The organism is Streptohalobacillus salinus, assembly GCF_003201605.1.
GTDB lineage: Bacteria > Bacillota > Bacilli > Bacillales > Amphibacillaceae > Streptohalobacillus > Streptohalobacillus salinus.
Map to the genome: position 1 here is coordinate 177,687 of NZ_QJJR01000002.1, position 14,032 is coordinate 191,718.

The window sequence follows — 14,032 nt, forward strand, 5'->3', positions numbered from 1 at the left end:
TTATGCCTCCCCAAATACGATTTTTCCATCAACGAATGTTTTGATGACTTTTCCTGAAATTTCTTGTTGGTCAAACGGCGTGTTTTTCCCTTTTGAAACAAATGTGTTTTTATCAATGCTTCCATTATAATCAATATCAAGGACTGTAATGTCAGCTGGTTTACCTACAGCTAAATCCCCTTGCTTTAATTGAAAAACTTCAGCCGGCTTCACGGCTAAATAGTTAACTAATTGTGCCAAGGTACATGTACCCTTTAAGACAAGGTGGTGATATAACAAACCAAAGGCTGTTTCAAGACCGACAATACCAAAAGGCGCTTTCTCAATCGGTAAAGCTTTCTCATCAACATGATGCGGTGCGTGATCAGTTGCGATAAAGTCAATGGTCCCATCTTTTAAGCCTTCAATTAACGCTTGTTGATCCTCTTTCGATCGAAGCGGTGGATTCATTTTAAAATTTGTATCCTTTGACAGCACATCATCTTCATTTAAAAGCAAGTGATGAGGGGTCACTTCCGCAGTCACATGAATACCGGCTCGCTTAGCATCACGAATCACCCTGACACTTTCTTTTGTAGAGACGTGACAGACATGATAGTGACAATCAGTGGCTTCACTAAGTAACACATCACGAGCAATTTGTGTTGCTTCACAGATAGAAGGGATCCCGTTTACACCAAGTCGCTTACTTACTTCTCCTTCATGCACACACCCGTCATGGATTAGAGAGTTTTCTTCGCAATGGGCAACAATTGCTTTATCGTTTCGTTTTGCTTGTTGCATTGCTCGATACATCGCATCTGCAGTTTGTACACCAACACCGTCATCAGTAAACTGAAAACAACCCGCTTTTGTCAGAGCATCAAAATCGACGAGATCTTCGCCCTTTAAGTCATTTGTAATCGAGGCATAGGGGTAGACTTTAACTAACGCATCTTCTTTGATGATTTTCTGTATTGCTGTTAAGCGATTGACCGTACTTGGAACGGGATTTGTATTCGGCATGGCACAGATTGTTGTATAACCACCCTTAGCTGCCGCTCTTGTTCCAGACTGGATTGTTTCTTTATGTTCACCACCGGGTTCACGTAAGTGAACATGGACATCAATAAATCCTGGAGAAACATAATAGCCCGACAAATCATAGACCGTGTCTTCTGCCTTTGAAGGAATTGTTTGACTGATTTCTTGAATGATGCCCGCCTCAATCTTTATGTCTTGGATTATCATCTCTTCATTTTGCGCGAAGTAACCGTTCTTCAATAGGATAGCCATTATTTATTTCCCCTTTCGATAATAATAAATCTAGTATAGCCATTCGTGCATAGACACCATTTTCCATCTGTCTAAAAATCTTTGATTTTGGCGCTTCTACCAGTTCGTCTTCTATTTCCACACCACGATTAACTGGTGCAGGATGCATAACGATGGCTTCATCTTTAAGGAGCTGATAACGCTCAGTCGTTAAACCATACTGCTTTAAATAGTCAACGTCATCACCCACTTCTTTTTCTTCATGCCGTTCACGTTGCACCCTTAAAAACATAGCCACATCGCAAATTTTCAAGCCTTCGTCAAGATCAATATAAGGAAAATCAAGGCGGTCATCTTGCCAGCTTGCTTTCGAGCTCAAGAAGACATTCGCACCTAACGTTTTTAATGCATAAGCGTTTGAACGTGCCACCCGGCTATGCAAAATATCACCAACAATTAGCACATTCAAATCATTGAAGGAATCAAATGATTCATACATGGTGTAAAGATCAAGTAAGCACTGAGTTGGGTGCTCACCACACCCATCACCTGCATTGATGACTGGGATGTCGAGTGTTTCACTTAATTTTCGAGCGGTATGTTCTTCTTGATGTCGGACCACGATAAGGTTCGCACCAATCGCTTGATAGGTTTTAGCCGTATCATAGATGGATTCACCTTTTGTTACACTTGAGGTGTTGACTTCGAAATCAAGCACGTGAAAACCTAAACGTTTTTCAGCTACTTCAAAACTCATTTTAGTCCGTGTACTTGGCTCAAAAAACAAGTTTGCCACAAACAAATCTTGACCTTTGTAATTGGGTTGATAGTTTTTCGTCTTAATCAACTGCACGGTGTGTAATAAGTTGAGTATGGCGTCTTTTTCCATATTTTTCATCGAAACAAAGTTTCTCATCACTGGTTCACCTCATTTTTTTTATTAAAAAAGCTAGCACGTAGGCTAGCTTTTCTTTATAGATCGGTTTCGTCATCACCAAACATTTTTCCGTTGCCAAAGGCAGCTTCTTTTCCTGGTAAAAGCAAATTAAGCAATACCCCAATAATCGCTGCAAGGGCCATACCTTGAATTTCAAAATCAAGACCGAAAACTTGGAAACGCACCATCGCGCCACCAATACCGATAACTAAGATGACTGCAGCAATAATTAAGTTACGGTTGTTACCTAAGTCAATTTGATTATCGACTAACATCCGCAACCCACTTGAAGCGATGATTCCAAACAACAGGATTGAGACCCCACCCATCACAGGCGTTGGGATAGATGCAATCACATCTGAAATAATTCCGATGAATCCAAAGGCAATCGCTAAAACAGCTGCCCCACCGATAACAAATACACTAAAAATGCGCGTGATCGCTAGAACCCCAATGTTCTCACCATACGTTGTATTCGGTGGTCCACCGAGCATTGATGCAATCATCGTTGCAACACCATCACCTAAAATTGAGCGATGCAGACCTGGTTGTTTTAAGAAATTACGACCAACAACTTTAGATAGAACCATTTGATCGCCAATATGTTCGGCAATGGTTACAAGTGCGACCGGAACAATAATTGCTAACACATTTATATCAAGCACCTCGAGGGGTTGGTAATGAACGAACGGAATCAGAAAATCTGGTGCAACAAAGACTGCACTTAGAAATTCACCAAATGAGCCTGCACTAACAATTGCATCAAAGCTTGCTGCAATTGCTGTCGTATCAATTATGCCTGCAAATAGAGCATAGACATAGCCGACCACGATGCCGATAAGAATCGGGATCAGACCGAAGAATCCTTTGAAAAATAGCGATCCTATAATGGTTACAAGTAACGTAACCATCGCCACTGAGAAGTGTTGACCACTGTATTGCCCGTCAACATTCATCGCCATATCAACTGCAGTAGGTGCAAGTCCAAGACCGATGACGATAATAACCGGACCCACAACCACTGGCGGTAAGACTTTCATTACCCAGTCCAAGCCAAAGGCTCCAATCGTTAAAGCAACAATCCCGTAGAATAAACCTGCGACAAAACTACCAACCATGGCAGCTTCGACACTATTCGTTTGTGAGACAATAATAATGGGTTGAATAAACGCAAAACTTGAGCCAAGATAAGCAGGAATTCTACCCTTGGTAATTAACAAGTAACTAAGTGTTCCTAATCCACTAGAAACAAGCGCAACTGAAGCCGGTAATCCTGTTAAAAAGGGAACCAATACTGTCGCACCAAACATTGCGAATAAGTGCTGTAAACTTAACATAAACCATTTTGATTTTTTCGGAACATCACGGATGTCCATGACCATATCTAATCTTTCCATTCTGACTTCCTCCTCTAATTCATCTCTATTTATATGTATCTTGCTGTTGGAAATAACATTTAGGCAAAACAAATGCCCCTCTGCAAGGCTGCAAAGGGGCATACATATAGACCGATTACGGCCTATGTCACCAATCACAACCTTTGAAGTCTCTCTGGACTTCGTTAAAGGTATTTATTTACTTTTCATATATGCTAACCAAGTCAACTGCATCATGTTCTTCCAACTGAACCACAACAACTTCTTCTTGTGATGTTGGAATATTCTTGCCAATGTAATCCGCCCGTATTGGTAATTCACGGTGGCCGCGATCGACAAGTACAGCAAGTTGAATCTGAGCTGGTCTCCCGAGGTCAACCAAAGCATCCATGGCAGCACGAACAGTTCGGCCGGTATAAAGTACATCGTCGACTAAGATGATCTTTTTACCATCAATGATTTCATTAAAATGTGTATGCTTTACTTCAGGTTCTTCTTGTTCAGAAGCATGTGACAAGTCATCACGATATAGGGTAATATCAATTTCACCGGTCGCAATATCAACACCTTCGATGGTCTTAATTTTCTCTTTCAGACGTTCTGAGAGTGGCACACCTCTCGTTTTAATTCCAATCAACATTAAATCGGTCACGCCTTTGTTTCTTTCTAAAATTTCATGCGCAATTCGAGTCAAGGCCCGATTAATCGCTGGTTGATCTAAAATCATTGCTTTTTGTTTCACGTCCGCTGCCCCCTTAACTGCAAAATAACCTTGCTTCATATCGCTTGCATCAGCATCATGAAACACTCTTTTTATATGAGACCATTAAAAAATCCCTTTTCTCCGCGTATGAGAAAAGGGATTGAGTAGACGATATCTAATCAATGCTTACGGTCCTTCTCAGCCTCACGGGACTGTGTTTAAAGGTTATTTTATTGTCTCTAATTATACGTGAAATGCATGATTTGTCAATCCATTTCCCGAACTTTCTTTAAGAGTTCTTGAAAAACAAGCGGTGGCTCCACTTTAAATTGTAACCATTCATCTGTTTTCGGATGAGCAAAACCTAGTTCTTGCGCATGAAGTGCCTGGCCTTCTGCATCAAGTGTTTTTCGTTGACCATATTTAGGATCTCCAACAAGCGGGAACCCGATATATCGCATATGCACACGAATCTGATGTGTCCGCCCCGTTTCAAGAACACACTTGACGAGGGTATACTTTTGATTAATCCGTTCGACCACTTCAAAATGAGTAACTGCCTCTTTGCCACCATCAACAACTGCCATGCGCTGACGGTCTTTAGGATCACGACCTATCGGTGCATCAATGGTTCCATACTCATGAGGAATTGCCCCATGAACGAGGGCTAGGTATGAGCGTTTTAACGTTTTTTCTTTTAACTGTTCAGCTAATGATTGATGAGCCAAATCATTTTTCGCTACCATTAATAACCCACTTGTGTCACGGTCAATCCGATGTACCACGCCTGGTCGTACAACATCATGGATCCCAGATAAGTCTTTCACATGGTACATCAAAGCATTCACAAGTGTTCCTGAACGGTGACCTGCTGATGGATGGACGACCATCCCTTTGGCTTTATTGATTACAACGACATCTTCATCTTGATAAACAATATCAATTGGTAAATCTTCTGCGATAATTTCCAGCGGTTCTGGCTGTTTTTCCGTCAATTCGATGGTGTCACTGCCTTGGACTTTGTGATTAGGTTTAACCTGTTGATTATTAACCAGAATATATCCCTCTTTAATCCATGATTGGATTTGCGCACGCGATAAATCAGCGCGTTGTTCTTTTAAGTATTTATCAATTCTTGTTCCACTATAGTCTTCACTGACAGTAAACTGTTCGTTCATTATTTCTCACTCTTTTCTTTAGTAAACTCTTCTTTCAACGTAATGAATCCAATTAAAATCACACCAACAACTAGCGCTGAATCAGCAACATTAAAGATTGGATAGTTGTAACTACCAATATACACATTCACAAAATCGACAACTTCTTGATATAAGACACGATCAATAAAGTTCCCTATTGCGCCACCTAACACAAGTCCTAAACTGATCCCTAGAAATCGTTGCTCCTTTGCATAGGTGCGCATATAATAGACTATCACACCAATAACAATCAGTGTGATGACGTAAAAGAACCACATTTGACCTGCTAGTATCCCCCATGCTGCGCCAGGATTGCGATGAGAGGTTAAATAAAGAATGTCATCAATCAGTGGAATACTTTCACCAATCTCCATATAATTAATCACCAACACTTTTGTCAATTGATCGATTAAGATAATAAGCAAACTCACAAAATAATACATCAAATGGCCTCCAATTTCTTTACTCTTAGTTGATTTTACCATAATTATCGGCATTTGTTGATGTATTTCTTTGCAACAAACGAACAAGCGTCTAAATTATACGATTTAGACGCTTGTTTATCAATCATTATTCACCTTTACTAGCTCAATTCACATCTTTTAACTATCTTGGTAATGTTTTTTTACAACTGTTGCACAACGTTGACACAAACCTGGATGTGTTTCGTCATTACCAACCGTCTTGTCTGCGACCCAGCAACGCTCACATTTTTCTGCATCATATTTTTCAACCGTTACTTCTACGTAGTCATAAGCTTTCGCTAAATGACCTGTTGTAACAAGTTCTACATGAGAAGCAATAAACAACTGATCAAGGCGATCAATGTCTTTAAGTAAGGCATGTGTTTTCTGATCAAGGGCTTTAATTGTTAGACTTGCTTCGAGAGACTTACCAATTGCTTTGTTAGCACGTGCTTCTTCAAGTGCCTTTAGGATATCGTCACGGACCTCAACAAAATGATCCCATTTTTCTAATAATCCTTCTGATGCAGCAATTTGACGAACCTTCGGCATATCTGTTAATTGAACATACTTTTGGTCAACAGCCGGAATATACGACCATACTTCTTCAGCTGTATGGGTAAGAATTGGCGTAATCAGTTTTGTTAAAGCAATGACTGTTTCATAATAAACCGTTTGGATTGAACGACGACGTGGTGCATCTTCAGCATCAATGTATAAAATATCTTTCGCAAAATCTAAGTAAAACGCACTGAGTTCTTGCGAGACAAATTGATGCACTTTATTATATACCGTTGAAAATTCATAATTTTCATAAGCTGTTGTGACATCCGAGATAACGTTTTGCAATTTCACTAGGATATAACGATCAACTTCATGTAAGTTTTCATCACTTACTGCATCCTGATTTGGATTAAAGTCATGTAAGTTCCCTAATAAGAATCGGAACGTGTTACGGATTTTACGATATCCTTCTGAGGTTTGTTTGATGATGTCATCCGACACACGTACATCGGATTGATAATCAACAGATGCCACCCATAAACGCAAGATATCAGCACCGTATTGCTTCATGATCTTAGAAGGTAGCACAACATTACCAATTGACTTACTCATTTTGCGACCTTGACCATCAAGTGCAAAACCATGGCTTAGAATTCCTTCATACGGTGATTTACCAGTAACTGCTACTGACGTTGATAGTGATGAGTTAAACCAGCCACGGTACTGATCAGAACCTTCTAAATATAAGTCGGCTGGTCGTCTAAGTTCTGGACGCTCTTCTAACACCCCTTGGTGGGATGAGCCAGAGTCAAACCATACATCCATAATATCCGTTTCCTTTGTGAATGTACCACCCGGGCTATGTTCTGATGTAAATCCTTCAGGCAATAGATCTTTCGCTTCTTTTTCAAACCAAATATTCGATCCATGTTCACGGAATAGATGCGCAACGTGCGCGATGGTCTCATCCGTAATAATCGGTGTTCGATCTTCACCATAAAAGACCGGAATTGGAACGCCCCAAATACGTTGACGAGAAATACACCAATCTTCACGATCTCTTACCATATTGAAAAGACGTGTTTCTCCCCATTTCGGCACCCATTTGATTCGATTAATTTCTGAAAGGATTTCTGCTCTGAAATCTTTAATCGAAGCAAACCATTGATTTGTTGCCCGGTAAATGACCGGTTTCTTCGTGCGCCAATCATGCGGATAGGAGTGGGTAATAAAGCTCATGTGTTCAAGTGCACCATTTTCCGATAATTTTTCAGTGACAGCTTTATTAGCTGCATCATAAAATAACCCTTCAAAACCAGGTGCTTCATCTGTAAATACACCTTTTTCGTCAACAGGACAGAGCACGTCAAGGCCATATTGTTTACCCACGATAAAGTCTTCCTCACCATGGCCAGGTGCCGTATGAACAAGACCTGTCCCTCCGTCAGTCGTTACATGTTCACCTAAGATAATGAGTGAATCACGATCATAGATCGGGTGAGTTGCGACTAAATGTTCAGCTTCATGACCCTTAAAGCTTTTAACTTGTGTGACATCTTCCCAAGCTAAATCTTCTTGAACAGCCTCAACAAGGTCTTCGGCAACGATGAACTTCCCTTTATTTGTTTGCAGTACGACGTAAGTTAAATCGGCGTGTAATGCAATTGCTAAATTTGAAGGAATTGTCCATGGCGTCGTTGTCCAGATGAGGAATTTTTCATCCCCCGCTAACAAATCACCTGCCTCTTTCACTTTGAAACTTACATAAATAGATGCTGAACGTTTGTCTTGGTATTCAATCTCAGCTTCTGCAAGCGCTGATTCTGAAGATGGTGACCAATAGACCGGTTTTAATCCTTTATAGATATAACCTTTTTTAGCCATTTCACCAAATACCTTGATTTGGTTTGCTTCGTATTTTTTATCAAGTGTGACATATGGATTTTCCCAGTCGCCACGAACGCCTAATTGTTTAAATTGCGTCCGTTGGTTATCCACTTGCTTTAAAGCATAATCCGCACACTTTTGTCTAAATTCTGCCGGTGTCATTTTCTTGCGGTCTACCTTTTTCTTTTGAAGTGCGTTTTCAATCGGTAACCCATGCGTGTCCCAACCTGGAACATAAGGGGCTTGGAACCCTGACATCGATTTAAATTTCACGATAAAATCTTTTAATACTTTATTTAATGCGTGACCCATATGCAAATCACCATTCGCATAGGGAGGGCCATCATGTAAAACAAATAAGGGACGTCCCGCCGTTCGTTCTTGAACAGCTTGATAAAGGTTCGCTTCATCCCATTCTTCTTGCATTTTCGGTTCTTTGTTTGGTAAGTTCCCGCGCATTGGAAACTCTGTTTTTGGCATCAATAACGTTTGTTTATATTCCATCATAATTCCTCCTCGAAATGTAAAAATAAAAAAAGAGTCTTCTTATCCCAAAAAAGGGACGAGAAAACTCGCGGTACCACCCTAGTTAATGCTAAAAAGCACTCACTCGATGCACGTAACGTGTGCTGATTCCGGTATACCCTTACTGATTGGTTCAGGGATACAGCTTGAAGATGATGTTCACAAATAAGTTCTCTACTGGGCTTTCACCGTTCCCAACTCGCTAAAAAAGAAACAAATTGCTACTGTTCTTCGCATTGCTTATATATATATATCGTCATTGCAAAAAAATGCTCCGTGTCAATGCATTATATGTAATTATTCCATCGACGTCAAGTATTGATGTTAATTATTCCGATAAATCTGGATCTAATTCATTTAGCTCCATGTTTAACAGTTGATCCCAGTCATCTGTTTGGACGAGTTCTAATTGCGCCTCGATTAACATTTTCAAGCGTGTTCTAAACACTTTCCCTTGTTTTTTCAATTCCTCAACTTCAATTTCAATCTTACGTGCTTTTTCTAATGCTTCATTGATGATACGGTCAGCATTTTTCTCTGCTTCTCGAACAATCAGTTTAGATTCTTTATTCGCATTACCCTTGACTTCTTCAGCCGTTTGTTGTGCTATTAAAATTGATTTGTTTAACGTTTCCTCGATGTTGTTAAAGTGCTTTAATTTTTCATCTAATGTTTCAACGTCTCGTTTCAATTCTTTCTTTTCTCGAATAACTAACTCGAAATCTTTAATGATCTGATCCAGGAATTCGTTAACTTCATCTTGATCGTATCCGCGCATGCCTCGTGAAAATTCCTTGTTATGAATATCTAGTGGTGTTAATGCCATTTATTTTCCTCCTCAATATTGTTTAAAAGTTAGTGTATTGATTACTTCGACAAAACTTTAAAAAATCCTGCTTTAAAGAAATAACGTTTGGTAAGTGATTTTGACTTTATCTTTTTTGGTATGACCATTTATCTCAATGAGTTGGCTCCTACCTTTACGTCTTACTGAGATCAAATCGCCAACTGCTAGACTAAAACTCGGATCCTCAATCACTTTGAAATTCACTTTTACTAGTTTTTTTTGAATCATTTCTTTACTTTCTGACCGACTCAAGCGATACATCGTTTTGACTAACACATCTAGACGCATCGATGACACCGTCGTCTCAACAGTTTTCCAAGTTTCTTTACTTTGAAGGTAAGCATCCATGGTAACTTCAGCAAAGGCAAATGTTGCCTTTTTGATTTGGGTCAGTTGGTGAATCACATAGTCACTAATATCCTTGGTCACGTACAGTTGAACGATCCCAGCTTCATGATCAATCGTAATGTCACCTAATTTTTTTCGATCAATACCAAGTGAAATAAAGGCACCTAGTACATCACTATGACGAACATCGATAAACTTAACGGGATAACTTGCTTCTAACAAACAAATTGGAAAATCTGCATAACTGATTTGTTCATAGACCGGCGCGAGAGCTAACATCCGTCGCTCCATGTGTCGCTGATCGAAAAAGCTGATCAGTTGAAAACGCTCGTCTTGTCCAACAATCGATGTAAAAATATGTTGTTCACGAGGATCAAGAAAATCCGTAAACTTAGTCATGTACTGTCGATCTACTTGATCAATGATATCAAATATACTATCAATAAACGGTTGTTCTTCTTTTCTGAAATGTTGGTATACGTCCATAACGACCCCTTAAAACATATTGAGCAAGACTACCAGACCTTGACGCGCAAATCGCAAGACAAACAGCGCAACAAGTGCGGATACATCAAGCATACCAATTGGCGGAATGATTTGTCTAAATGGTTGTAAGTACGGTTCGACAATCGATTCAAGAAATTGACCAATTGCAGAGTGTCTAGCTCCTGGAAACCAAGACATTAAAATGTATGCGATGATCGCAAACTGGTAGGCATCAAATAGCCCTGTTACTATATTATATATCATTCTATTACCATCCTTGTTCTAAATCTTCGTCATCTTGTAACGAGCTAATACTACCGCTAATTTCAACATTGTCTGGTGTACATAGGAAAGTATGCGGCCCTAGTTTTTGTATTTCCCCAGCCACTGCATAAACGGTTCCACTTAAAAAGTCGACAATGCGGGTTGCTTCCTGGTGGTTCACACGTTGTAAATTCACAACAACAGAGCGACGGTTAACAATATGATCAGCAATTTCTTGCGTTTCTTCATATTGTTTCGGCTCACATAAGACCACTTTTGCTTGGGCTTTCACCGCTTGTAAACTCACAACATTTGCATGTTCTTTCTTATCTTTACGATCATATTTTTCACTACGCCGTTCTTTGGGTGATGCATCTTCTTCTGTTTCATAAACTTCCTCGTAGTATTCTTCATCTTCAACAGAAAAAAGGTCTTTAAATTTATTTTTCATGCTCATCATTAATCACCTTACCTTTCTGGTTGAACTAATATGGTTCCCAACCGAATGTGGGTCGCACCTTCTTCAATCGCAATAGCGTAATCATTGCTCATTCCCATCGACAAATATAAACAAGGTGCGTGTGGATGTGCTTGATTTTTGATTTCATCCCTTAATTGTCGCAGACGGCGAAAAACTTGTCTAATCGCTGTTTCATCTTCGGCGTGAGGGGCCATAGTCATCAAACCGACAACTCGGATCTTTTGAAACGGTCGCAGCTGTTCAATAAATGTTAAACAATCATCAACAGTAACGCCACCTTTGCTTGCTTCCCCACTCACATTTACTTGCACAAAACAGTCAACGGGTGTTTCTCTGCGTTTGTTTATTTCTTTGGCGATTTTCAAGCGGTCCAACGCATGAAACATATCCACTTCATTTATAACTTGTTTGACTTTTCTTGATTGAAGCGGTCCAATAAAGTGCCAGTTAATCTCCGCATGATTTAGTGCCTGCTTCTTCTCGAGAAAACCTTGTTCTCGGTTCTCACCTAAATCTTTAATTCCTAAGCGAAAAACCTTTTTTGTCTCTTCTATTGTAACATATTTTGTGACAGCAATGAGCGTTACATCACTCACTTTTCGACCAACTTTAGTACAACTATCTTCAATCACTGTCTTTATTTCATTATATCGCATCTCCATCGCTGACACCTCATTTGTTTTCCGTCACTTTTACCAGATACGCACACATCCGACCTGTATTACTTGCTTTTCGATAAGAATACATCCTTGAGTCTAAATACGTGTCTATCTCAGAAGTAAAGATATTTTCTTCTTGTAAGCCATTATCCAGGGCCAATTGCTTATTCAGAGCCTTTAAGTCTAAAAAATACTCGCTTGTTGTGTGACTGATTTTTTCAACACATTGATTATGATACTTTAAAGCCACCTCAGCAATAACAGCTTCGTCAACACGGTAACTTTCTTTTCCAATCGATGGGCCAATTATCATCACGATATCTCGCGAAGATGACCCATGTTCTATCAAACGTTTTACCATCGTAGCGACTATTCCTTTGACTGTTCCACGCCAGCCGGCATGAGCTAATCCGATAAAACCTGTTACCGGATCAAAAAAATAAAGGGGGACACAATCCGCATAAAAAGCCGCGAGTACTAAGTGGGTTTCGTTTGTGATAACGCCGTCCACCCCAGGAATGGCCGATGCTAAATCATAGACACCACGCCCTCTGTCAATTTGTGTCACAACTTCAACTGTTGTTCCATGTACTTGTTCCAAAAAGACAAAGGCATCGAGCGGCTCACCAATCATTTCCGCTAACATGCGTCTATTTTCAATCACTGTCGTTTCCGTATCACCAACATGAAGCCCTATATTAAATCCATCGTAAGGAACGTTTGAGTGCCCACCTTGACGTGTCGTAATCCCAATTTTGAGGTTGTTGAACGCTTCAGGTAAACCTTGAGGTACCAATACAGCCGCATGCTTTCCGCTAAAAAACTCCATGTTTCACCTACTCGTCAAAAGTTAATTTGTTTTCTAAAAAAGCCAGCCTGCATCAAAGAATGCACGACTGACTTTAATGACTTGACGTATAAAGCCGTTCTTAACGACGACGATTTCTATTTCTTAAAAATGTTGGAATATCTAATGTATCCTCTTCTTCACCAAACGACGCTTGTGCTTGTTCCTTTTCACGTCTTGGTTCTTGTTTTGCTTGTGTTTGTTGATTTTTCGTTTGGGTTTGCGGACGCTGTGGGCGTTCTTCTTTTGGTTTATTATCATCAAATCCAGTCGCAATAACCGTAACAACAATTTCATCTTTTAATTCTTCATTGATCACGGAACCAAAAATCACATTTACTTCTTGGTCAGCTTCATCTGTTACAATCCCTGCAGCTTCTTGGACTTCATACAAACTTAAGTTTTGACCACCGGTAATGTTCATTAAAATACCACGGGCGCCATCAATTGATGTTTCAAGTAATGGTGAAGAAATCGCTTTTTTGGCTGCTTCGGTGGCACGATTTTCCCCTGTTGCAATACCAATTCCCATTAAAGCAGAACCTTTATCTTGCATAATGGTTTTTACATCAGCAAAATCAACGTTGATTAAACCTGGTGTTGCGATTAAATCACTGATTCCCTGGACACCTTGACGTAACACGTTATCTGCTTCTCTAAACGCTTCTAACATTGGTGTATTTTTATCAATAATTTCTAATAATCGATCGTTTGGAATCACGATTAGCGTATCCACATTTTGCTTAAGTCCTTCAATCCCTTCAACGGCTTGCGTTGAACGTTTGCGACCTTCAAACATAAATGGACGTGTCACAACACCTACAGTTAAAGCACCCAGTTCTTTCGCAACTTGAGCGATTACTGGTGCTGCACCGGTACCGGTACCACCACCCATTCCTGCCGTCACAAAAATCATGTCTGCCCCTTCGAGTGCTTCTTCTAACTGTTCTTTACTTTCTTCTGCCGCTTTGCGACCAACTTCAGGGTTAGCACCTGCGCCAAGGCCCCGCGTTAATTTAGTTCCTAATTGTATCTTCACTTCTGCTTTTGATAAGTTAAGGGCTTGTGCATCGGTATTTACCGCAATAAATTCTACACCTTGCACCCCATGTTCAATCATGCGGTTAACAGCGTTATTACCACCGCCACCAACACCGATTACTTTAATAGTTGCTAACTGATCTAATTCTGTGTCAAACTCCAACATTCATTGTTCCTCCTCATCCATTATATCTCATCAAGATTAGACAT

The 14,032-nt window shown here is 40.0% G+C and carries 14 protein-coding genes and 1 other annotated feature; all 14 genes read right to left on the minus strand.

The window, feature by feature from the left end:
* The 14 genes from DES38_RS02310 to ftsZ all read right to left on the minus strand — a co-directional run bounded on the left by DES38_RS02310 (position 1) and on the right by ftsZ (position 13,988).
* On the minus strand, positions 1-1,275 hold the full coding sequence (locus tag DES38_RS02310) for a dihydroorotase (protein ID WP_110250470.1): 1,275 nt from the start codon (positions 1,273-1,275) through the stop codon (positions 1-3).
* On the minus strand, positions 1,235-2,170 hold the full coding sequence (locus DES38_RS02315; protein WP_110250471.1) for an aspartate carbamoyltransferase catalytic subunit: 936 nt from the start codon (positions 2,168-2,170) through the stop codon (positions 1,235-1,237). The genes DES38_RS02310 and DES38_RS02315 overlap by 41 nt, the downstream gene beginning before the upstream one ends.
* 56 nt (positions 2,171-2,226) lie before the next feature.
* On the minus strand, positions 2,227-3,588 hold the full coding sequence (locus tag DES38_RS02320; RefSeq protein WP_146206347.1) for a solute carrier family 23 protein: 1,362 nt from the start codon (positions 3,586-3,588) through the stop codon (positions 2,227-2,229).
* Between the two features lie 178 nt (positions 3,589-3,766).
* Positions 3,767-4,309: a bifunctional pyr operon transcriptional regulator/uracil phosphoribosyltransferase PyrR gene (gene pyrR, locus DES38_RS02325; RefSeq protein ID WP_110250614.1), complete on the minus strand. Its 543-nt coding sequence runs from the start codon at positions 4,307-4,309 to the stop codon at positions 3,767-3,769.
* A gap of 227 nt (positions 4,310-4,536) precedes the next feature.
* Positions 4,537-5,448, minus strand: a complete 912-nt coding sequence (locus DES38_RS02330) for an RluA family pseudouridine synthase (RefSeq protein ID WP_110250473.1) — start codon at positions 5,446-5,448, stop codon at positions 4,537-4,539.
* A complete protein-coding gene (gene lspA, locus DES38_RS02335; protein ID WP_110250474.1) occupies positions 5,448-5,915 on the minus strand; it encodes a signal peptidase II in 468 nt (155 codons plus the stop codon). The genes DES38_RS02330 and lspA overlap by 1 nt, the downstream gene beginning before the upstream one ends.
* 156 nt (positions 5,916-6,071) lie before the next feature.
* Complete coding sequence (gene ileS, locus DES38_RS02340; RefSeq protein WP_110250475.1) at positions 6,072-8,828, minus strand: isoleucine--tRNA ligase; 2,757 nt, start codon at positions 8,826-8,828, stop codon at positions 6,072-6,074.
* Positions 8,829-8,879: 51 nt separating this feature from the next.
* Positions 8,880-9,095: a binding site (T-box leader), on the minus strand.
* Positions 9,096-9,177: 82 nt separating this feature from the next.
* Complete coding sequence (locus DES38_RS02345; protein WP_110250476.1) at positions 9,178-9,675, minus strand: DivIVA domain-containing protein; 498 nt, start codon at positions 9,673-9,675, stop codon at positions 9,178-9,180.
* A 72-nt stretch (positions 9,676-9,747) separates the two neighbouring features.
* The gene (locus DES38_RS02350; RefSeq protein WP_110250477.1) at positions 9,748-10,530 is read right to left on the minus strand and encodes a YlmH family RNA-binding protein; all 783 of its coding nucleotides are present in this window, start codon (positions 10,528-10,530) and stop codon (positions 9,748-9,750) included.
* A 9-nt stretch (positions 10,531-10,539) separates the two neighbouring features.
* The gene (locus DES38_RS02355) at positions 10,540-10,794 is read right to left on the minus strand and encodes a YggT family protein (RefSeq protein ID WP_110250478.1); all 255 of its coding nucleotides are present in this window, start codon (positions 10,792-10,794) and stop codon (positions 10,540-10,542) included.
* A gap of 4 nt (positions 10,795-10,798) precedes the next feature.
* Positions 10,799-11,251: a cell division protein SepF gene (locus DES38_RS02360; protein ID WP_110250479.1), complete on the minus strand. Its 453-nt coding sequence runs from the start codon at positions 11,249-11,251 to the stop codon at positions 10,799-10,801.
* An 11-nt stretch (positions 11,252-11,262) separates the two neighbouring features.
* Entirely contained in the window at positions 11,263-11,937 is a 675-nt protein-coding gene (locus tag DES38_RS02365) for a YggS family pyridoxal phosphate-dependent enzyme (RefSeq protein ID WP_110250480.1), read from the minus strand.
* A 10-nt stretch (positions 11,938-11,947) separates the two neighbouring features.
* Positions 11,948-12,763, minus strand: a complete 816-nt coding sequence (gene pgeF / locus DES38_RS02370) for a peptidoglycan editing factor PgeF (RefSeq protein WP_110250481.1) — start codon at positions 12,761-12,763, stop codon at positions 11,948-11,950.
* Positions 12,764-12,863: 100 nt separating this feature from the next.
* Complete coding sequence (ftsZ, locus tag DES38_RS02375; protein ID WP_110250482.1) at positions 12,864-13,988, minus strand: cell division protein FtsZ; 1,125 nt, start codon at positions 13,986-13,988, stop codon at positions 12,864-12,866.
* Positions 13,989-14,032 lie beyond the last annotated feature (44 nt).

Excerpts from the sequence above, each read along its gene's own strand:
- DES38_RS02310 (WP_110250470.1), bottom strand. The coding sequence starts at position 1,275 with ATGGCTATCCTATTGAAGAACGGTTACTTCGCGCAAAATGAAGAGATG.
- DES38_RS02315 (WP_110250471.1), bottom strand. The coding sequence starts at position 2,170 with ATGAGAAACTTTGTTTCGATGAAAAATATGGAAAAAGACGCCATACTC.
- DES38_RS02320 (WP_146206347.1), bottom strand. The coding sequence starts at position 3,588 with ATGGAAAGATTAGATATGGTCATGGACATCCGTGATGTTCCGAAAAAA.
- DES38_RS02330 (WP_110250473.1), bottom strand. The coding sequence starts at position 5,448 with ATGAACGAACAGTTTACTGTCAGTGAAGACTATAGTGGAACAAGAATT.
- ileS (WP_110250475.1), bottom strand. The coding sequence starts at position 8,828 with ATGGAATATAAACAAACGTTATTGATGCCAAAAACAGAGTTTCCAATG.
- DES38_RS02345 (WP_110250476.1), bottom strand. The coding sequence starts at position 9,675 with ATGGCATTAACACCACTAGATATTCATAACAAGGAATTTTCACGAGGC.
- DES38_RS02350 (WP_110250477.1), bottom strand. The coding sequence starts at position 10,530 with ATGGACGTATACCAACATTTCAGAAAAGAAGAACAACCGTTTATTGAT.
- DES38_RS02355 (WP_110250478.1), bottom strand. The coding sequence starts at position 10,794 with ATGATATATAATATAGTAACAGGGCTATTTGATGCCTACCAGTTTGCG.
- DES38_RS02360 (WP_110250479.1), bottom strand. The coding sequence starts at position 11,251 with ATGAGCATGAAAAATAAATTTAAAGACCTTTTTTCTGTTGAAGATGAA.
- DES38_RS02365 (WP_110250480.1), bottom strand. The coding sequence starts at position 11,937 with ATGGAGATGCGATATAATGAAATAAAGACAGTGATTGAAGATAGTTGT.
- pgeF (WP_110250481.1), bottom strand. The coding sequence starts at position 12,763 with ATGGAGTTTTTTAGCGGAAAGCATGCGGCTGTATTGGTACCTCAAGGT.
- ftsZ (WP_110250482.1), bottom strand. The coding sequence starts at position 13,988 with ATGTTGGAGTTTGACACAGAATTAGATCAGTTAGCAACTATTAAAGTA.